15 protein-coding genes are annotated in these 21,076 nt (G+C 61.9%); 3 read left to right on the forward strand and 12 right to left on the reverse strand.

Annotated elements, in window-relative coordinates; all coding sequences use genetic code 11:
* The first annotated feature begins 159 nt into the window (after nt 1-159).
* Together trxB and BGI27_RS06750 are read left to right on the forward strand one after the other, a co-directional pair.
* Complete coding sequence (gene trxB / locus BGI27_RS06745) at nt 160-1,113, forward strand: thioredoxin-disulfide reductase (protein WP_095524129.1); 954 nt, start codon at nt 160-162, stop codon at nt 1,111-1,113.
* Nucleotides 1,114-1,138: 25 nt separating this feature from the next.
* Nucleotides 1,139-1,969, forward strand: coding sequence for a Smr/MutS family protein (locus tag BGI27_RS06750; RefSeq protein WP_095524130.1), 831 nt, complete (start codon nt 1,139-1,141; stop codon nt 1,967-1,969).
* A gap of 362 nt (nt 1,970-2,331) precedes the next feature.
* Here the strand turns inward: BGI27_RS06750 and ilvN are convergent, their stop codons facing one another.
* From ilvN to BGI27_RS06790, 8 genes are all read right to left on the reverse strand, one after another.
* Nucleotides 2,332-2,628, reverse strand: coding sequence for an acetolactate synthase small subunit (gene ilvN / locus BGI27_RS06755; RefSeq protein ID WP_095524157.1), 297 nt, complete (start codon nt 2,626-2,628; stop codon nt 2,332-2,334).
* A 7-nt stretch (nt 2,629-2,635) separates the two neighbouring features.
* A complete protein-coding gene (ilvB, locus tag BGI27_RS06760; RefSeq protein WP_095524131.1) occupies nt 2,636-4,300 on the reverse strand; it encodes an acetolactate synthase large subunit in 1,665 nt (554 codons plus the stop codon).
* 426 nt (nt 4,301-4,726) lie between these two features.
* A complete protein-coding gene (locus BGI27_RS06765; protein ID WP_170942979.1) occupies nt 4,727-7,981 on the reverse strand; it encodes a UvrD-helicase domain-containing protein in 3,255 nt (1,084 codons plus the stop codon).
* Nucleotides 7,974-9,791, reverse strand: a complete 1,818-nt coding sequence (gene edd, locus BGI27_RS06770; RefSeq protein ID WP_095524133.1) for a phosphogluconate dehydratase — start codon at nt 9,789-9,791, stop codon at nt 7,974-7,976. Before edd ends, BGI27_RS06765 begins: the two co-directional genes overlap by 8 nt.
* Before the next feature lie 71 nt (nt 9,792-9,862).
* Nucleotides 9,863-10,147 carry a cell division protein FtsB gene (gene ftsB / locus BGI27_RS06775; protein WP_095524134.1) on the reverse strand — a complete coding sequence of 95 codons (285 nt, stop codon included), beginning with the start codon at nt 10,145-10,147 and terminating at the stop codon, nt 9,863-9,865.
* 71 nt (nt 10,148-10,218) lie between these two features.
* Entirely contained in the window at nt 10,219-11,508 is a 1,290-nt protein-coding gene (gene eno, locus BGI27_RS06780; protein ID WP_095524135.1) for a phosphopyruvate hydratase, read from the reverse strand.
* Between the two features lie 259 nt (nt 11,509-11,767).
* Complete coding sequence (gene kdsA, locus BGI27_RS06785; protein WP_095524136.1) at nt 11,768-12,607, reverse strand: 3-deoxy-8-phosphooctulonate synthase; 840 nt, start codon at nt 12,605-12,607, stop codon at nt 11,768-11,770.
* Nucleotides 12,604-14,238, reverse strand: coding sequence for a CTP synthase (locus BGI27_RS06790; protein ID WP_095524137.1), 1,635 nt, complete (start codon nt 14,236-14,238; stop codon nt 12,604-12,606). The genes kdsA and BGI27_RS06790 overlap by 4 nt, the downstream gene beginning before the upstream one ends.
* A 170-nt stretch (nt 14,239-14,408) precedes the next feature.
* Here BGI27_RS06790 and BGI27_RS06795 point away from each other — a divergent pair, with 170 nt between their 5' ends.
* Nucleotides 14,409-16,874 (forward strand): ATP-binding protein, encoded by a 2,466-nt coding sequence (locus BGI27_RS06795; protein WP_095524138.1) that lies wholly within the window; start codon nt 14,409-14,411, stop codon nt 16,872-16,874.
* Nucleotides 16,875-16,890: 16 nt separating this feature from the next.
* Here the strand turns inward: BGI27_RS06795 and BGI27_RS06800 are convergent, their stop codons facing one another.
* From BGI27_RS06800 to flhF, 4 genes are all read right to left on the reverse strand, one after another.
* Entirely contained in the window at nt 16,891-17,631 is a 741-nt protein-coding gene (locus tag BGI27_RS06800; protein ID WP_095524139.1) for a flagellar motor protein, read from the reverse strand.
* A gap of 17 nt (nt 17,632-17,648) precedes the next feature.
* The gene (locus BGI27_RS06805; protein ID WP_095524140.1) at nt 17,649-18,404 is read right to left on the reverse strand and encodes an RNA polymerase sigma factor FliA; all 756 of its coding nucleotides are present in this window, start codon (nt 18,402-18,404) and stop codon (nt 17,649-17,651) included.
* A gap of 208 nt (nt 18,405-18,612) precedes the next feature.
* A complete protein-coding gene (locus tag BGI27_RS06810) occupies nt 18,613-19,380 on the reverse strand; it encodes a MinD/ParA family ATP-binding protein (RefSeq protein ID WP_095524141.1) in 768 nt (255 codons plus the stop codon).
* Nucleotides 19,380-20,888, reverse strand: coding sequence for a flagellar biosynthesis GTPase FlhF (flhF, locus tag BGI27_RS06815; RefSeq protein WP_095524142.1), 1,509 nt, complete (start codon nt 20,886-20,888; stop codon nt 19,380-19,382). The genes BGI27_RS06810 and flhF overlap by 1 nt, the downstream gene beginning before the upstream one ends.
* Nucleotides 20,889-21,076: the final 188 nt, after the last annotated feature.

Raw genomic sequence — 21,076 nt, forward strand, 5'->3', positions numbered from 1 at the left:
AGCATGCTGCCGGATCTGCGCTGACAGTATATGGGAGCGGTGCCGCAGGAGAAACCTTCCCGACGCAAGACCATCAGGCTATCGATGGCATAGGCGGCAGCATCTGACTACCCGGTTATACTTTCAAGCTTTCAGATTCACCTCATCAGGAGCATCGTCATGAGCACGCCCCAACATCACGCCTTGATCATCCTCGGTTCCGGTCCTGCCGGCTATACCGCAGCCGTGTATGCCGCGCGGGCCAACCTCAAGCCAGTGCTCATCACCGGTCTGGCCCAGGGCGGACAACTCATGACCACCACCGAAGTCGATAACTGGCCCGCCGACGCAGACGGGGTGCAAGGGCCGGATCTGATGGCTCGTTTCGAGCAGCACGCCCGCCGCTTCAACACCGAGATCATTTTCGACCAGATCCACACCACCAGGCTCACCCAGCGCTTCTTCCTGCTTGAAGGCGACAGCGGCAGCTACACCTGCGACGCTCTGATCATTGCCACTGGCGCCACCGCCAAGTACCTCGGTCTGCCTTCCGAAGAAAGCTTCCAGGGCAGAGGTGTATCAGCCTGCGCGACCTGCGATGGCTTCTTCTACCGGGAGCAGGAAGTCGCCGTGATCGGTGGCGGCAATACCGCGGTGGAAGAAGCGCTCTACCTTGCAAACATAGCCAGCAAGGTGACCCTGGTCCATCGTCGTGACAAGTTCCGCGCCGAAGCGATCATGATCGACAAGCTCATGGAGCGCGTGAAGGAAGGCCGGATCGCCCTCGAGCTGGACTCCACGCTGGACGAGGTCCTTGGCGACAATTCAGGCGTAACCGGCGTCCGCGTCAAGAACGTGAAGTCCGGCGCCACGCGCGAACTCGCCCTGCAAGGCGTTTTCGTGGCCATCGGTCACGTGCCGAATACCGGTATCTTCAAGGGCCAGCTGGACATGAACGAGGCCGGCTATCTGAAGGTGAAGAGCGGGCAGGACGGCAACGCCACGCAGACCAACATTCCCGGCGTGTTCGCGGCAGGCGACGTGGCTGACCATGCCTATCGCCAGGCCATCACATCGGCTGCCACGGGCTGCATGGCTGCGCTGGATGCCGAACGCTACCTGACCGCGCTCTGAAGCTTCCCGTCGCGCACGATCCATCATGCGCAAGCATCGCCTGCCACTTGCCGAACTCCGGCAAAAGCTGCATCAGCAGCCTGCCCCCCGGCCGGCTGCTGATGCAGCCTTGCCGGAAGATGGCAGTGAACTCTTTCGTGCCGCGGTAGCAGGCGCTCAGGCGTTGCCCGCCAGTGATCGCGCACGGATCGAACAGCCACGTCCGCAACCCGTGACCCGACCACGGATTGCAGAACCGGAAGCCCCTGCAAGAACACGCGAAGAGGACTGGGTCCCGGCGAGTTGGCTGACCGAATCGGCGCACACGCAGATCCCGGAAGAAGCCCGATTGCTCGGCCAGGCCCTGCAGGGCGTACAACCCATTCGCCAGACCCGGGTAGCGATGAAGACTCCAAAGCCGCGCCCGGTTCCGCTACAGCATCAGCGTGACGAACAGGCAGCACTGGCCGAATCGATCTACGCTCCCACATCGCTGGACCTGCACCTGGAAGGTGGCGACGAACTTCGCTATCTCGCCAATGGCGTGGCGCGCAATACGCTGCGCGATCTGCGCCGAGGGCGCTGGGTGGTGCAGGATGCCGTGGATCTGCACGGCTGCAACCGTGACGAAGCCCGTGAGCTGTTGGCTGCCTGCATGGGCCAGTGGCGCAAGAAAGGCATCCGTTGCGTGCGCGTAATCCACGGCAAGGGGCGTGGCTCGCCGGGCCGCGAACCGATATTGAAGCGCCTGGTGGCAGGCTGGCTGATGAACTACGCCGACGTGATGGCCTATTGCCAGGCCAGACTGGTGGATGGCGGTGCCGGTGCCCTGATCGTGCTGCTGCGTGCGGGCAACGGCCCATCTCCTCTGCTTTAGCCTGCAGCGCATGCGCATCCGGCGTTTTTCCATCTTCAAAAACAGCCCCATGCCATTGGCTGCAGGCGCCGTATTGGCACTCACCATCCTGCTCATGACCGGCTCTGCTGGGGCCAACGGCCGTCGCCCCTGTGATCGTGGCGCCGGAGGAATCTCACACTGTGAGGGCATGCAGTTCCGTTGCAACGATGGGCGGCTCAGCCGTTCAAAAAAATCTGCGATGCGCGAGTCTACGGCGACGAAGACAAGGGCAACGCACGCACACGGCAGGCAAAACTGCAAAGTGCTCGGGCAGCAAAGTCGGACGACAGCAGGAAATAGAGCGCCATCAAACGTAGCGCTCCGGTTCCCACCACTGCGCTTTACTCGAAGAACGCCTGCAAACGCTCGAACACCGGGCGATCCGCACCGTGGCGCCCCACGCTGCGCACATCCTCCAGCTTCTCGAGTTGCGCAACCATCTGGGGCAGACGTGAATCGTCCAGCACCAGCAGCCAGATGCGGCTCTCGTCGCCATCACCGGTGGGCATGCACAGGATGCCTTCCACGTTGAAGGCGCGCCGCGCGAAAAGGCCGCAGACATGAGACATCACTCCAGGATGGTTGGCCACCGTCAGCTCAAGCACCACTTTCCCGGGTTTCAGGTCGTCGTTTTCCATCCGCATCTCAGCCTCCGATCATCTCGGTGTTCGCAGCGCCCGGGGGCACCATGGGAAACACCTTCTGGTTGACGTCTATCGAGCAATGGATCAGACAAGGGCCGCGCGTGGCCATGGCCTGTGCCAGGCATGCACGCGGATCAGCGGCGGCATCAAGATCGAAGACCTGCATGCCGAACCCCTCGGCAATGCGCACGAAATCCGTCGGCCGGCGATAGTCGGCCGCAAAAATGCGCTGGCCGTAGAACAGATCCTGCTGCTGATGCACCAGGCCCAGGGATTGGTTGTTCATCAGCACCACCTTGATGTTCACACCTTCTTCCACGGCGGTATCCAGTTCCTGGATGTTCATTTTCAGACTGCCATCCCCCGAGAAGCAGACCACGGTCCGCCCGGGCTCGGCCAGCGCGGCACCGATGGCCGCTGGCAGACCAAAACCCATGGTGCCGAGCCCTCCGGAGGTCAGCAACTGGCGTGCGCGGCGGAATGGGTAGGCCTGTGCCACCCACATCTGGTGCTGGCCGACATCGGTGGCGATGATCGCCCCCTCGTCGAGCAGGCCGGCCACGGCCCGGATCAGGCCATAGTGGCTGCGCACATCCTCGCTCCCCGGCAAGGCCAGCGGATGCTGCTGCTTGAGCTCACGGATCCGCTCCAGCCAGCGTGCGCGTGGATTGGCTTGCACCCGGGGCGCCAGACAGGCCAGCACGGTAGCCACATCTCCCTGGATGGCGACGTCTGGACGGCGGATCTTCCCCAGCTCGGCTGCGTCGATATCGATATGAATCACGGCTGCGTCCGGACAGAATTCCGCCGCCTTGCCAATTGCCCGATCATCGAAACGCGCTCCCAGCACGATCAGCAGATCGGCTTCTGCCAGCGCGTAATTGGTATAACGGGCGCCATGCATGCCCAACATGCCCAGCGATAACGGATGATCCACCGGCATGGCCCCCAGCCCCATCAGGGTCATCGTCGTCGGCAAACCGGCCTGCTCGGCAAAGGCGGTGGCGGCCCCGGCCGCATCGCCGGCGATCACGCCACCGCCCAGATAGAGCACCGGCGTACGCGCGGCGTTGATCAATGCCGCAGCCCGCGCCAGTTGCTCGTCGTCGACCTGCGGAGCAGGCGTCCGCATACTGGGCAGAGGCAACTGGGCAATCTCGATGCCGGCGGTCAGCACATCCTTCGGAATGTCTACCCACACGGGCCCCGGGCGACCAGACTCAGCGATGCGGAAAGCTGCCGGGATGATTTCCAGCAGATCTCGCACGTCGCGCACCAGCCAGTTGTGCTTGGTGACGGGGATCGAGATCCCGTAGGTATCGACTTCCTGGAACGCATCGGTGCCGATCATGGCGCTGGGCACCTGGGCCGTGATGCATACCAGCGGAATCGAATCGAGCTTGGCATCAGCCACGGCGGTGAGCAGGTTGGTCGCACCCGGCCCGCTGGATGCCAGACAGACTGCCGCGCGGCCACTGACGCGAGCCATCCCCTGGGCGATGAATCCGCCCCCCTGTTCGTGACGCGCCAGCACGTGGCGGATGCGCTTGCTGGCTGCCAGCGCATGATAGAAAGGCAGAATCGGGCCGCCGGGAATCCCGGCGACCGTGGTGATGCCCTGTTGCTCCAGAAGTTGCACGAGCAACTCCGCCCCGGTCAATTGCATGATCGATCTCCTGGTGGGTGCCAGCAGGCCAGAGGGAGCAAAAAAAGCCCCCGCCAGCTCGCGCCGGCGGGGGTTGAATCCTTGAGCCTGGATCGTCCCCGTTACGGCGCGTTGCCGCCTACGCCTACTACTACGCGTACGACTACGGCTGCCACAGAAGCGGCAACAGCAGAACGGAGCACGAAGCAGGAGACGGAGTTCACGAGGTCTTGCCAAACAGAAGTGAGAAACGCATTGGCATTCAAGCACATGGCAGTGGCCTGCTCAAGCCCTTGAAAAGATACAAACCCCTGCAGGAAAAACCCGCATGCCGCCAGGATTCGAGGGCAAACCCATGAATGCAAGGCTGTTTTTAAAAACCATTAGGTAAAAGGGGCTCATATGCGCCACAAAAACTCACAAACACGCCCCTTCAGAAACACAGACTCATTCCACCGGACATTCACCACCGTCCGTGAAGATCAGCATGGCCTTGAGTGGCTTGTGCGGAAAAACTGCACGCATCGCCGCCACATAATCGGCAAGCTGCTCACGATAGGCCTGCATCAGGGAAGCATCTCCCATCTGCCCGCTCTTGTAGTCCAGCACCCAGACGGCATCATCGAACTCGACCCAGCGATCGATGCGCCGGAGCTGTCCCTTGGCATCCAGCAATGCCGTCTCATTTCCGGCACGCAGATGGCTACCAGGATCGAAGAAGCGCTGCAACGTGGGCCGGGCAAGCAGTTTTTCGGCAGTCTGGCGGACTTCCGCTGCCACTTCGGGCAAGGGCCAGCCGGCATGGTGTGCTTCCAGCCAGGCATGCATAGCAGCGCCGAAGTCTATCCCGGCGTTCGATTCGGCAGAGACCGGTGATCCCCCACGCAGGCTGCCGATACGCGGCACACTCGATCGCTTCTCCAGGATTGACGGAACGGGCACGGCATCCGCTGCCGCGCGTTCCTGTTCAGGCAAACCACCCTGAATACCGGCAGCCACATCGAGCCGCTCCAAACCGGCCGCCAGGCGTGACCAGTGTGTCGTCGCACCCGTTGCACGCGCAGGTGCGATGCCGCTGGCAATGAAAACCTGTTCGGCACGGCTGATCGCCACATAAAGGAGATTCAGCTCCTCGCGCTCGGCGGCTTTCGCTTCCGCCTCCAGCAACGGTCCCCGTAGCGGCCCGATCTCCGAGCTGCGCCCGAGCACCGAGAAATGCCCGGGCAAGCCCTGCCCGGCGGGCCAGTCGAGCAGGACCGTGTAGCCATCGGCCCGGCGCGCAGGCGCATGGGCATCGATCAGCCAGACGATGGGCGCCTCCAGCCCCTTGGCGGCGTGGATGGTCATGACGCGCACCCGCCCGCCCGCTGCTTCCGTGCCGGCTGCGATCAGCCCCTCATCCGGTGCTTCATCCTCTGCCTGCGACAGACGCGAAAGCTTATCGACCAGACGTGTCAGGCTGGGGTAACGACCGCCGTCGACGTCCAGCGCCAAGGCCAGCAGCGCCTCCAGGTTGGCCTGCACGCCCGGCCAGAGCACGGCGGGCAATACCGCGCGGGTCCGCGCGAACCAGTCTGACTCGTGAAAGATCCGATCGATGAGATCGTGCGCCGGCAGATGCGCCGAAACCTCCAGCCAGGCTTCGAGCAGTGCCCCGGCCCGCACCAGCCTCGGATTCGTACCTGCGGCGGCCAGGCTGCGCAAGGCGGGCCACCAATCGCGCCCGGCGGCGGAGAGCGCCAGCAGATCCTCATCCGTCACGGCAAAAGCTGGTGAACGCAGGGCATGTGCCAAGGCAAGCGCGTTGCCCGGATCGGCCAGGAAACGCAGCACGGCAAGCAGATCCTGGGCCTCCAGCGTATCGAGCAGCCCGCCCTGCCCCGGGCTGACGAAGGGAATGCCGGCCGCCCGCAATGCCCCCTCGTAGATGCTCAGTTGCGTCTTGCGTCGGGTGAGGATGAGGATGTCGCTGAAGCGTGCGGGGCGATCCCCCTTTGCGTCACGTATCCGCCAGCATCCGACCATCTGCCGGATACGGCTGGCGAGCTGTGCGGCCTCTTCGGCACGCCGCAGATCCTCCGGATCATGACGCGGCTCGGTCAGGGGTTGGCGCATGCCTTCAATCGCAACCTCCGCCGCGTCCTCCTGCGCAGCCACCAGGGGCAGCAGCTCCACACGCGAAGGCCAGTCCACGCGCTCCGCAGTCTGCCGCTCGAATCCAGGGACACCCTCGAACACAGCATTCATCAGATCGACAATGCCCTGCGCATTACGGAAAGTGTGCGCATTGCTGATTCGTACCGCACCGAAAGTCTGCTCGAAATGCCCGGCTGCCGCGGTGAACAGACGGGGTTCCGCACGCCGGAAACGGTAGATAGATTGCTTCGGATCCCCCACCAGGAAAATACCGGGCGGACTCATGCCGGCATCCTGGTAAGCATCCAGCCAGCCTCGCAGGATGCGCCATTGCAAGGGGTTGGTATCCTGAAATTCGTCGAGCAGGATGTGGCGGTAGCGTGCGTCCAGTCTTGCCTGTAACCAGGCGGCCGAACCTTCCTGGGCCAGCAACTGGTCGATCTCTGCCTCCAGATCGGCAAAGTCCATCACTCGCTGGGCACGCTTTAGCGCATCCAGACGTGCCAGCAGAACATCCCCCAGACGCAATGCCTGGGCATTGAAACGCGCATTGCGGCAATCCTGCAGCGCCCCCAGGCAATCGATCAGACGTGTACTCCACGCAGAATGCAGCGCTAGCAGACGATTCTCGCCGCCGTCCCCCAGGCGCTTGGCCTGGGCGGCGGAAGGTTTGCGCGCGCGCGGTGCCTGCTGCGCGGTCAGAAAGACCGATGCGATCCGCCGCAGCCAGTCCTCACCTATTCCCTGCTGGCGCGCATCCAGTACGGCCTGTGCCAGTTCGTTGCCCTGAGCCTGGTCACTCACAGTGTTCTGCCCGAGCAGACGGGCAAACTCCTCCAGTTCAGCCAGCCTTTCCGCCCCGTGGAGGGGCTGCAAGGGATCACAACCAGCCCCCAGCGCTTCGGACAAAGCCCCGACGGCGGCATCGAGATCGGCAAATTGCTTGCACCAGAGTTCCCATTCCGCACGCCGCTCGCAAAAAGCGCGCAGCAGGGCACGGGTATTGCTGGCTCCGGCCTGCTGATAAAGATCCAGCAGAGCGCTCGCCAAAGCGCCTTGCGGATCGCGCGCGCAATCCTCGGCAAGCGCATCCCAGGCTTCGTCGAACAAACGACGACCCGCCTCCTCCAGATTACGGCCGGCGAGCCCGCTTTCAAGCGGTGCTCCGCTCAACAGACGGGCGAACCAGCCGTGGAAGGTGGTAATGGTGGCTGCCGGTTCGGCACGCAGCACAGTCTCGAAAAGACTGCGCGCGCGAGGCAGTTGCTGTTCGGCCTCAAGCGGCGTCAGCCCACGCTCCACGAGCATGCTCAAGGCCTGCTCGCGGGGCACCCCGGCAAGCTCCGCCAGCAGCGAGCGCAGGCGAGCCTCGATCTCGCGCGCAGCCTTGCGCGTGTAGGTGATGGCGAGGATTTCACCCGGCCGCACACCGGCCAGCAGTAGACGCAGCAGACGGGCAGTCAGCAGCCAGGTTTTGCCACTGCCGGCGCAAGCCTCGACCGCCACGCTGTTGGCGGGGTCGAGTGCCAGCAGGCGGGCCGCTTTGCGGCGCTCTGCATCAGACATCCGTGAAAACCGTCGCCCCCAGCTCGGCACCGCTGGCATTACGCCGCATCATGCCGAACAATTCGCGGCCCAGTCCCTGCTGATGGCCACCAGCAAAAAGCGCGGGCACACGGGCAGCGAACACGGCTTTCTCCACCTCCAGTTGCAGCACGCCACGATCCGCATCCAGCAGCAGGATGTCGCCCTCCTGCACGCGGGCGAGCGGTCCTCCACTCAAGGCTTCGGGTGTCACGTGAATGGCTGCGGGCACCTTACCCGAGGCGCCCGACATGCGACCATCGGTCACCAGCGCGACCTTGAAACCTTTGTCCTGAAGATTGGCCAAAGCCGGGGTGAGCTTGTGCAGCTCCGGCATGCCGATCGCCTGCGGCCCCTGGAAACGCAATACGGCAATGAAATCCCGCTCCAACCGGCCCGCCTTGACCTCGGCCAGAAACGCATCCTGGCTGTCGAAGACCACGGCGGGTGCACGGACCAGACGGTGCTCCGGCTTCACGGCCGACACTTTGATCACGGCTCGGCCGAGATTTCCGGTCAGCAGACGCAGGCCGCCATCCGGACTGAATGGCTGGGCGGCGCTGGACAACACGCTGGTGTCGCCACTGACGGTGGATATTTCCCGCCATATCAGCCCGCCATCCTGCAGCTCGGGCGCACGTGTGTAGGCATCCAGCCCTTGACCGATGATGGTGTGAACATCGTCATGCAGCAGCCCCGCCCCCAGCAGCTCACGTATGACCCAAGCCATACCCCCCGCGGCGTGGAACTGGTTAACGTCGGCGGCGCCATTCGGATACACCCGTGCCAGCAGCGGCACTTCGTGCGACAAGGCCTCGAAATCGCTCCAGTCGATGATGAAGCCCGCCATGCGTGCCATTGCGACCAGATGCAGGGTATGGTTCGTGGAGCCTCCCGTGGCCAGCAAGCCAACGATGGCGTTCACGAAACTGCGTGCGTCCAGCATGCGGCCCAGGGGCATGAAACCTGGCCGGCCGGCAATCAGATCCAGTCCGCGGCGCACGGCCTCCTGCGTCAGCGCCTCCCGCAGTGCAGTACCCGGCGGCACGAAAGAGGCGCCTGGCAAATGCAGCCCCATCATCTCCATCAGCATCTGGTTGCTGTTGGCCGTGCCATAGAAGGTACAGGTGCCGGGGGCGTGGTAGGAGCGGGCCTCGCTCTCCAGCAAGGCATCCTGACCGACCTCTCCGGCGGCAAAACGCTGGCGCACCTTGGCCTTCTGATCATTGGAGATACCCGTGGGCATCGGCCCGGCCGGCACGAAGACGAAGGGCAGATGACCGAAACGCAGCGCGCCCATCAGCAGGCCAGGCACGATCTTGTCGCAAATGCCCAGACAAAGCCCGGCATCGAACATGTTGTGCGACAACGCGACAGCCGTGCTCATGGCGATCACGTCACGCGAGAACAGGGACAGATCCATGCCCGGCTGGCCCTGAGTGATGCCGTCGCACATCGCCGGCACACCGCCAGCCACCTGGGCCGTGGCGCCATGTTGACGCGCAGCCGCCTTGATGAGATCAGGATAGGCGCCGTAGGGTTGATGGGCGGAGAGCATGTCGTTGTAGGCGGTGACAATGCCCAGATTGGGGGCACGGACAGCCATGATGCTCAACTTGTCCTCGGCAGGGCTTGCAGCGAAGCCATGGGCGAGATTGGTACAACCAAGCTGACCGCGGTAGGGCGAACCCGGAATGGCGGCTTCGATGGAGGCCAGATAACCGGCACGGGTTTGCTCGCTACGGGCCTCTATCCTGCGGGTCAGGGCCGCGACGCTGGCTTTGGTGGACATGGCATCCCTCCTCGTTCGGCAGAGCGAGGATTATTCCATCGCTCCACCATCGTCATCGCTCCCGCCGGATTTCAACGGGAGCCGTGTTCCTCGGGCAACTGCACGAAGACCTCGCCGGGTTTGACGAGATTGAGTTCGTAACGGGCGCGCTCTTCCATCGCCTCGTAACCGGACTTCAGATCCTTGACCTCGGCAGCGAGGTCGGCGTTCCGCCGTTCCTGGGTCTGATTGGCTTCGCGGATAGCTTCGAGCCGGGCTTCGGCCTCCTGCACCTCGCGCACGCTTCCCTTGCCGATCCACAGCGGATATTGCAAAGCGATCAACATGGCAAGGAAGATCAGGGCAGGCCAGCGCATGGGGCAGCAACAGACGAAAAAAGGGCGCACCGTGGTGCGCCCTTGATTGTAGCCGTGAAACGCCCTGCGGATTACTTCAGACGCAGGTTGTAGAAGGCAGAGCGGCCCGGGTAAACAGCGACGTCGCCCAGATCTTCCTCGATACGCAGGATCTGGTTGTACTTGGTGACGCGGTCGGAGCGCGACAGCGAACCGGTCTTGATCTGACCAGCGGACAGGCCCACTGCGATGTCGGCAATGGTGCTGTCTTCAGTTTCGCCGGAACGGTGCGAAATCACGGCGGTGTAACCGGCGCGCTTGGCCATTTCGACAGCGGCGAAGGTTTCGGTCAGGGTACCGATCTGGTTCACCTTGATCAGGATGGAGTTGCAGATGCCCTTCTCGATACCTTCGGCCAAGATCTTGGTGTTGGTCACGAACAGATCGTCGCCCACCAATTGCACCTTCTTGCCCAGTGCATCGGTCAGCAGCTTCCAGCCATCCCAGTCTTGCTCGGCCATGCCGTCTTCGATGGTGATGATCGGGAACTTCTCGACCAGATCGGCCAGGAACTTGACGTTTTCCGCGGCGGTCAGGGTCTTGCCCTCGCCTTCCATCACATACTTGCCATCCTTGAAATATTCGGAAGCAGCGCAGTCCAGACCGATCAGCACATCTTCACCAGCCTTGTAACCGGCAGCACCGATGGCTTCGACGATCAGGGTCAGCGCTTCTTCAGCGCCGGCAACGTTCGGAGCAAAGCCACCTTCGTCGCCGACGGTGGTGGGATAGCCCTTCTTGTCGAGGATCTTCTTCAGGTTGTGGAAGATCTCGGCGCCACAACGCAGTGCCTCACGGAAGGTCTTGGAACCCACCGGCAGGATCATGCATTCCTGGAAGTCCAGGCTGTTGTTGGCGTGCGCACCACCGTTGATGATGTTCATCATCGGCACCGGCAGGATCATTTGGGCCGAACCACCGAAATAACGGTACAGCGGCAGGCCGGCTTCTTCCGCAGCAGCCTTGGCCACGGCCATGGACACAGCCAGCAGGGCATTGGCACCCAGACGGCTCTTGTTGTCGGTGCCATCCAGGTCCAGCATGACCTTGTCGATGTAAGCCTGCTCTTCGGCATCCAGACCGATCAGGGCTTCACAGATCTCGGTATTGACGTTTTCGACGGCCTTCAGCACGCCCTTGCCGAGATAGCGGGACTTGTCGCCATCGCGCAGTTCGATGGCTTCACGCGAACCGGTGGACGCGCCCGACGGCACGGCAGCACGGCCCATAACACCCGATTCCAGCAGCACATCGACTTCCACGGTGGGGTTGCCACGGGAGTCGAGAATTTCACGGGCGATAACGTCGACGATTGCACTCATGTGTATTCCCTTTTGAACAATTTATTCAGTGAGTTCCGGCCTGCACCAGGCTTGCTGCCCCGCACGGGGGAGTACGGCAGCCGCCAAAACCGCGCAATTCTACGCAATCAATATTGCGGCGGGTTGACCGGACACAGAAAGGCGACGGACTTTGACGCAGCGAGCGACAAACTACAAGCAAAAGACAGGCGAAGGCCGCCACGTTGCCGATCACGCATCCCGGATCACGGCGGAATGCATGCCGGCTCCGCCAGACATTTCAAAGCGTGGTCTCGATGAAACCAGCCTGTTTCACGGCCGCATCGATGGTCTTCAAGGTGACCAGCAGCTCACGCATGCGCGGCAACGGCCAGGCATTGGGACCATCCGAAAGCGCACAGGGAGGATTCGGATGCGTCTCCATGAACAGCCCGGCGATCCCCACAGCCACGGCAGCACGCGCCAGCACAGGCACATGCTCGCGCTGGCCACCGCTTCTGTCACCCTGCCCGCCTGGAAGCTGTACCGAATGAGTGGCATCGAATACCACCGGGCAACCGGTATTGCGCATGATCGCCAGTGAGCGCATGTCGGAGACGAGATTGTTGTAGCCGAAGGAAGCGCCACGCTCGCAGACGAGGATATTGTCCGCGCCGCCACTGGCCGCCTTCGCCTTGTCGACGACGTTCTTCATGTCGCCTGGCGCCAGGAACTGCCCCTTCTTGATGTTCACCGGTTTGCCACAACGCGCCACAGCCTCGATGAAATCGGTCTGACGGCACAGGAAAGCGGGAGTCTGCAGTACATCGACAACGGCCGCGACGGCTTCGATCTGGCTTTCATCATGTATGTCGGTAAGCACGGGGACGCCGATCTTCTCGCGCACCTCGGCAAGGATCTTCAATCCCTCTTCCATGCCTGGGCCACGAAAACTCTTGCCAGAGGAACGATTGGCCTTGTCGAAGCTCGACTTGTAGATGAAAGGGATCCCCAACTCACCGGTGATCGCCTTGAGCTCGGCAGCCGTCTCCAGCACCAACTCGCGCGACTCGATCGCACAGGGGCCAGCGATCAGGAAAAATGGTTTGTCCAGCCCGGTTTCGAAACCACAGAGTTTCATTGCTTGCCCTCACGCTGTGCGATAGCGGCTCTCACATACGCAGTGAACAATGGATGCCCCGTGCGCGGATTGGAAGTGAATTCGGGGTGGAACTGCACGCCCATGAACCACGGATGGGTTTCCTTGGGCAGTTCCATGATTTCAGGCAGATTCTCGGTCGGCGTACGCGCGGAAATGATCAGCCCAGCGGCTTCGAGCTTCGGGACGTAAATGTTGTTGACCTCATAGCGATGGCGATGGCGCTCGGTCACCTTGGCGCCATAGACGCTGGCAGCCAACGTTCCTTCCTTGATCGGACAGGTCTGCGCTCCCAGACGCATGGTGCCCCCGAGATCGGAACTTTCCGAGCGTTTCTCGATACGGCCCTCGCGGTCCAGCCATTCGGTGATCAGCGCCACCACGGGGTGCGGGCCCTCGGGCTCGAACTCGGTGCTGTTGGCGCCATCCAGGCCAGCCACATGGCGGGCGAACTCGATGGTCGCCAGCTGCATGCCCAGGCAGATCCCCAGATAGGGCACCTTGCTTTCACGCGCATAGCGGATCGCTGCGATCTTGCCTTCGGTACCACGTTTGCCGAAGCCCCCAGGCACCAGAATCGCGTCCATGCCCTTGAGCACGGAAATACCATTCTTCTCGATCTCCTCGGAGTCCAGGTAGTGCAGATTCACTTTGCTTTCCGTATGCAGCCCCGCATGCTTGAGCGCCTCGATCAGCGATTTGTAGGATTCGGTGAGATCCACGTATTTGCCGACGAAGGCGATATCCACTTCCCGCTTGGGATGCTCCAGCGAATGGACCAGCTTTTCCCAGATGGACAGATCGGCAGCTTTCGCCAGGATCGAAAGCTTGTGGCAGACGATCTCATCCAGCATCTGACCGTGCAGCATGCCGGGAATCTTGTAGATGGAATCGGCATCCTGCACTTCGATGACGGCTTCCGGCATCACGTTACAGAACAACGCGATCTTGCGACGCTCCTCGGTGGGAATCTCGCGATCACAGCGGCACAGCAGTACATCAGGCTGGATGCCGATCTCGCGCAGCTCCTTCACCGAGTGCTGCGTGGGCTTGGTCTTCAATTCGCCTGCAGTGGCCACCCAGGGCAATAGCGTCAGGTGCATGAAGCAGGTGTTGTTGCGGCCCTCCTCGATGCCCATCTGGCGGATGGCCTCCAGGAAGGGCAGTGATTCGATGTCACCCACCGTACCGCCGACCTCGACGATGGCTACATCAGCGCCTTCGGCGCCACGTTTGACCGAAGCCTTGATCTCGTCGGTGATGTGAGGGATGACCTGCACGGTCTTGCCCAGATACTCACCACGGCGCTCCTTGCGGATCACCGTGTCGTAGATCTGCCCTGTGGTGAAATTGTTGCGCTTGGTCATCTTGGCGCTGGTGAAGCGCTCATAGTGACCAAGATCCAGATCGGTCTCCGCACCGTCTTCAGTCACGAAGACCTCGCCGTGCTGGAAAGGGCTCATGGTGCCCGGATCGACGTTGATGTAGGGATCAAGCTTGAGGTGGGTGACGCGGATGCCGCGCGACTCCAGGATCGCCCCGAGTGAGGCCGCCGCGATGCCTTTGCCCAGCGAGGACACGACACCGCCCGTGACGAATACGTACTTGGTCATGGAAATACTTGTGCGGGAAAAACGAATGATACCGCAGCCTGTGGGGGCGGCTCAAACCCGCCGCGAGGACACAAGGGAACATTCGCGTGTGACGGACAGACGCCGAAGACGTGTCTTACATTCACCGAGCATGCATGCCTATACTTCCACCCTGACAGGAAGGTCAGAGCATGGAGACCACGAGGTCATCCATGGGTTGCCACCAGCCCTTGTGCGCCGATAACACCAACATCATGCGCCTGATGGAATCATTCACACGATTGCAGCACTGGCTGGATGCCACCTCCATCCAGCAGCGTCTGCGGCTGCTGGCCCTGCTCAGCGCTGCGGGTCTGTGCATGCTGCTGGCGCTGAGTCTGCTCGCTGGCTCGATCAAGGACGGATATTTCGAGGCGCCTGATGCACTCAACGCCCAACAGCGCCAGCTACAGCATTTCAATACGGAAACGGCACGCCTTCAGCTCACCATCCAGGACAATCTGCATGCGCCGGATGACTCGCTGGACGAACGCATAGACGGTTCAACGGAAAAGCTGCTCAGCGAATTCCAGGCTCTCAATCGCGCCGCACGGGGCAATAAGGAAGCACTCGATCTGCTACGCAAATCGCTGGACGATTTCAGCCAGGGCTATCTGGCCCTCAGGCAGATCAACCAGCGCATTGACGAACACTACCACCAGGAACTCATCCTGCCCTCGCAGACCGCTGCCGCCTTGCTCGAAAAACTGCTGCGAGAAACCTCGGCGGCGGAGCCGGCACACGCCGAGGCTTCTGCCAGGATCCACGCCGCGTTCATCGAAACCCTGCTGAAGATGAACACGTATTACACCAAGCACGAAATGACGGTGAGCCATGCGACGCGTTCCGCACTGGAACACCTCACCCAGACGATCACGGCACTGGAAGGAAAAGCGCTCAACGAAACGGAAAGACGCCAGCTACGGGATCTGCAGCGGCAGATCCAAACGATGATCAGCGGCCTTGGCAATCTGCAGCGGGCCTACGCCACACGCGATCAGATCATGCAGGACCGCATTCAGGCGGCCCTTCAGCATATCGCTCAAGGTGCCAGTCTGCTCGATGGGCGCTATACCGCTGGCGAGCAGGCGCTGCGCGCACGCTACGCCCTGCATCAAGGACTGGTAAACGGTGTCGCGGTAACACTCAGCCTGCTGGTAATTGCCGTCGCGTTCGGCCTTGGCACACTCATCTTCCGCTCCATCAGTACACCGCTGACGCAATTGCTGCACACAGTGGAAGCCTATTCGGCAGGTGATTTCCAGCATCCGGTCCCGGATGTCGGCAACAACGAACTGGGACAGCTTGCCGGCAGCCTGCGCGAGTTCCGGCTCAGCGCATTGCAGCGCAATCTTGCCGAACGTGCGTTGCGCGACAGCGAAGGGCGTTTCCGGGCGCTGTCCGACATGTCCAGCGACTTTTTCTGGGAACAAAACTCGATGCTGCAGTACACCGCTTTCTCGGGTCAGCGCGCGGGAGAGTTGTTGACCAGCAACGTACTAAAACTGGGTGTGCGGCCCTGGGAAAACCCCCGCGTGGTCGAATATGAAGATGAATGGGCCCTTCACAGGCAGCAGGTCGAATCCCACGAAGCTTTCCGTGATTTCGAGTTTGCGCTGCAGTTGGAGTCCGGCACTTATCTCTACCTGCTGGCCAGCGGCGATCCAGTCTGGTCGGAGAATGGAGATTTCCGCGGGTATCGCGGCACGGCCAAGGACGTCTCCGCCCAGAAGGCCTCGGAAGCGAAGATTCGCGAGTTCAATCTCACGTTGGAACAGCGCGTGATCGAACGCACACAGGCGCTGGAGCACTCCAATCAACAGCTATCTCAGGCGATGGAACAGCTGGTGCAGAGGGAGAAGCTTGCTTCCCTGGGCAATCTGGTGGCCGGTGTGGCGCATGAACTGAATACGCCACTGGGCAATGCACTGGTAGCCGCGACTTCGCTCCACGATCAGGTCCGCGAGATCGAACAGCGCATCGACTCCGGCAACCTGCGCAAATCCGACCTCACTGAGTTCATCCAACTCAGCCGGGAAGGCTGTGAGTTGATCGAACGCAACGCGCACCGGGCCGTCGACCTGGTGGCCAACTTCAAACAGGTCGCCGTAGATCAAACCAGCGCCCAACGACGAGGGTTCGATCTGGCACAGACGGTGAGCGAGGTCGTCGCCACGCTATCCCCCAGCCTGCGCAAACAGCAACACACGATCAGCATCGACATCCCGCCGGGTATCGAGTTGGACAGTTATCCCGGGCCACTGGATCAGGTGATCACCAACTTGGTGACCAACGCCACGGTCCACGCTTTCGCACCGGGAGATGCCGGCCACATCCTGATTTCCGCCTCCATGGTTGGCGTCGACGAAATCCTGTTGATGATCTCCGACAACGGTGTAGGTATCCCGGTGGACAAACACGCGCGCGTGTTCGACCCATTCTTCACCACACGTATGGGACAGGGAGGCAGCGGCCTGGGGTTGTACATCGTTTACAACATCGTGATCAGCTTGCTGGGCGGCAGCATCCAGTTGCTCAGCAGCCCCGGCATGGGCACTTGCTTCGTGCTGCGCCTGCCACGCATCGCCCCCGAAGTTGAGGAAGAAGACGACGCATAGGTACCCCGGGGCACGGTTACAACACGTAGCCTTGCAAGCGGTTCTCGATCAGGCGCGGATTGTCTCCGTGCGAAATGCTGATCAAGCCATCGACCATCATCTCGCGCATGGCCACCAACTGGGCAACATGTGCCTGCAGCTTCTTGGCCACGGGCAGGAAGACAAGGTTTGCCGAGCCCACACCATAGATCGTGGCCACGAATGCTACGGCGATGCCCGCCCCCAGCTTGGAGGGGTCGCTGAGGTTCTCCATCACGTGGATCAACCCCATCACCGCCCCCAGAATGCCGATAGTGGGCGCATAGCCACCGGCAGCCTCCCAGATCCTGGTCGCCTGTTTCAGATCGGCCTCCCAGATTGCGATCTCAACCTCAAGAACCTCGCGGATATGTTCCGGATCGACGCCGTCGACAAGCAACTGCAAGCCTTTGCGCAGGAACGGATCATCCAGCATGTCGATCCGGGACTCCAGCGCCAGCAGACCTTCTTTGCGTGCGGTGGTGCTCCAGGTCACCATCTGTGCGATCAGGGCCGGCTTGTTGAGTACCGGCGGCGAGAAGACCCACCCGACCATCGTCACTCCGCGGCGAAACGCACGCCACGGGCTCTGCAGCATCACAGCACCAACAGTACCCCCGATCACGATCAGGAAAGCCGTCGGTTGCACCAGTGAACTGATGTGCCCGCCTTCGAGCACCTGGCCGACCAGTATGGCGGCAAGCCCGAGAGCAAGACCGACAACGCTGATGATATCCATCCCCTGCCCTCGTCAACTCAAGCCGCGCTGCTGCTGGCGCGTCGCGAACGGCCGCGAGTGGCCTGCCCGCCGGAAATGCGCGAGCGCAACCGAGCAATCGCCTGGCTATGCAATTGGCACACACGGGATTCGGACACGCCCAGCACTTCGCCAATCTCGCGCAGATTCATGTCTTCTTCGTAATACAGGCCCATGACCATCTTCTCGCGCTCCGGCAGATCTTCAATGGCCTGGATCAAGACCCGGCGCATATTCTGATCTTCCAGCAGCGTCAGTGGATCATCGGCTGCCCCCACCACGTGGCGCTCAAGGAAATCGTCTTCCTCGTCGCTGCCGAAATCTTCGAAATAGACCAGTTGATAGCCGCGAGCCTCCTGCAGCATGCGCTGATACTCCCCCAGCTCCATGCCCAGCAACTCTGCCAGTTCGCGTTCGGTCGGCTGGCGCCCCTTCTGCTGTTCCAGCGTATGCACGGCGCTTTCGATACGGCGCATTTCACGCCGCAGGCTGCGCGGCAGCCAGTCGTTCTCACGCAGCCCGTCGAGCATCGCCCCCCGGATGCGTTGCACCGCATAGGTCTCGAATTGGGCTCCCAGGCCCTCTTCGTAACGCGTGATGGCATCCAGCAGCCCCATCATGCCGTTCTGGATGATGTCTTCCACCTGCACGCTGGCCGGCAACTTGGCCATCAGATGATAGGCAATGCGTTTCACCAGCGGCGCATAGCGCGCGATGAGCTGGTCCTTGTCCAGTGTTCCAGCCGCGTTATACATCTTGTTTTCTCTCTCTTAGTTGCCCGAAACAGCTTCCGGCAGACATGCATGCAGGAAACCCGTATGCATTTTGCACCGCCAGAACCATTCCGCGAGCCCGGAACAAACCCCTTCCCTCATTATCGCCTTCACGAAGCTTCTGCGCGATCTTACCGCGAAGCATCCCTTTTGGCGGCACGGACATCCCATGCCATCACTCAGGATGGACTCAGGCCATAAGCTCCGGACGCCGGCCAATGGCCTGAATCAAGTTCGTAAGGTAGGAATCCGTACGGGTGCTCCCCGCCCGAGAATCCAGCATGGCCGCTTCTCCCAGACTTCCAACACACGCAAGATCCACGCCGAGACGTTCCCGGACCTCGCTGGCAAATCCCTCAAGCAGCGCATTCGCAGCAGCATTCACTGCGCCAACCACGCAGACAGCTAATCTCGCCCGGCATCCGGCCCTGAGCATGTTCCTCAGTGCAATATAGGCGCGCGTGGCCGAACGTGGGTCCGCATCCAACAACAACAGCATGCGTGGTGCAGCGAGCGCCAGCGAAGAAACACCATTGTGGGTATCCAGACGGGCACACAGCAACCATTCGTCGTACCCGGCCTGCAGGCTGCGCAGCATGGCGAGCGCCCGCTGGATGCCAGAACGATGTTTGATCAGGCTTTCCGCAAGCCTTGCCGCCCGCACGATCTCCAGCCCGGCACGCGACGACACGGTACACAGATCCGCAGGAGAAAGCCCCTCCAGCCAGTCAGCCAGATCCGCACGCGGCATGCCGCCCAGCCGGTCACTGAGACCGCCACCGCGCAGGCATTCATCGACAACCAGGATCCGAACTCCTACGGAAGCCCGAAGCTCCAGTTGATACGCCAACCAGACTGTCGTCGCCCTCCCACAAGGCAATACCGCCGTCACCTCGGGGATCCCTCCCTGCAGCAAGCGGCGTAGGCCGGTGGCCTGGTCCGGGCTCAGCGCATCCATCACGCACCTTTCCGCATGTTCTCGCCAGCCGCCTGTGAGGCCATCAGCAGGCTGGCCTCACTTGCATCGAGCTTGAAGGCAGAGTCGGTCGACTGCTCGCGCAACGCCCGATGAATCAGATAATTGCGATTGGGCAGATGCAGGTCTTCAGGCACGCGTTGCCCGTTGGTCACGTAGAACACCTGAAGCTCGCGCCGGATGGCGATATCAAGCGCCGGGCCCAGCGAAGCGGCTTCATCGATCTTACTGAGAATGCAGCCGGCCAGATCCCCGCCTTCATAGGCCTGGACCACGCTTTCCAGCGTATCGCCACGCGAAGTGGCATTGAGCACCAGCAGACGCCTCACAGCTCCCGCAGCAGCAAGCATGCTGGCCTGGTCAGCCACCATCTTGTCGCGCTGGCTCATCCCCATGGTGTCGGTCAGCACCATATGCTTGCGGCGAAGATCCTGCAGGGTCTGACGTAGGTCCGACGCATCGCGCACCACATGAACGGCGACGCCGAGAATCCGGCCGTAGATGCGCAATTGCTCATGCGCACCGATTCTGTAGCCATCGGTAGTGACCAGCGCCAGCTTATCGGCGCCATGGCGTACCACACAGCGCGCAGCCAGTTTGGCTGCGGTAGTGGTCTTGCCCACGCCGGTAGGCCCCACCAGTGCATAAACACCGCCGCGATCGACGATGTCGGCATCGCTATCGATCAGATTGAGCACGCGATTGAGCTTGCCGCGCACTTCGCCGCGTGCCTGCGGCACGGAGCATTCCACCGGCACACTCTCACTCAGATCACGGGCCAATTGTGCCGAGAAGCCTGCCTCCAGCAACTCGCCCATCATCTGGGTCCGGGTCGGTGCAGTCCGTGCAATCTCGTTCCAGGCAAAACCTGCCAACTGACGCTCGAGCATGCCTCGGATGGAACCCAGCTCATCCATCAGGCGGGCATTCGTCGCCTCCAGCGTCCTGACGCGAACTTCATCCTCTCCCACACGTGGTGTCGCCTCGACCGGAGCTTCCACAGACTTTGCCAGCGACTGACGGCGGGGAGGCTCAGGCTCACCGTTAGGCAACACACGGGGCGGGTTGAAAGCACGGACATTCATCTGGGACCCTTCGCCTTCGTGCAGCGGGCGGGCGCTCAGCGTGGATTCGAAGACATGCCGCGAACGACGGGAGGTCAGCGCGGGGGTGCTTTCCTGCTCCCGAGCAAGACGGGCAATGTGCTGCCCAAGGGTGACGGTGAAATCGTGCTCGTCATCAGAGGGAGCGGGAACGGACGCAGGTGCAGGTGCCGGCGCCCGCTGCGCAGCAGGTGCGGCGCGCGGTGCGCTGGCCTCACGCACAGTGGCATTCAGATCGCTCATCTGGTCGGCCGGCATGGCAACGATCTCCACCCCGGCGGCCACCGCCCGATTGGAGAGGACCACGGCGTCCGGCCCAAGCTCTGCCTTCAAGGCGGCAAGCGCTTCGCGCGCGGTTTTCCCCACATAGCGTCTGACCTGAACCATGATTCCTCCTGCCCGCTGCCTGCAACATGCACAGGCTCTATGCCTGACCTGCCCTCATTATCGGCATGGTTTCAATACAGGCAGCGCCGGAACAGCGCGGAAAAACTACGCTTATTCGGCAGGATTTGCCGCCCCAACGGCAAATAGCGGAAAAATTCGCCGCCTCAAGTCCTCGATTTCAATCAACA

It is taken from the genome of Candidatus Dactylopiibacterium carminicum, from assembly GCF_014736495.1.
Taxonomy (GTDB): Bacteria; Pseudomonadota; Gammaproteobacteria; order Burkholderiales; family Rhodocyclaceae; genus Uliginosibacterium; species Uliginosibacterium carminicum.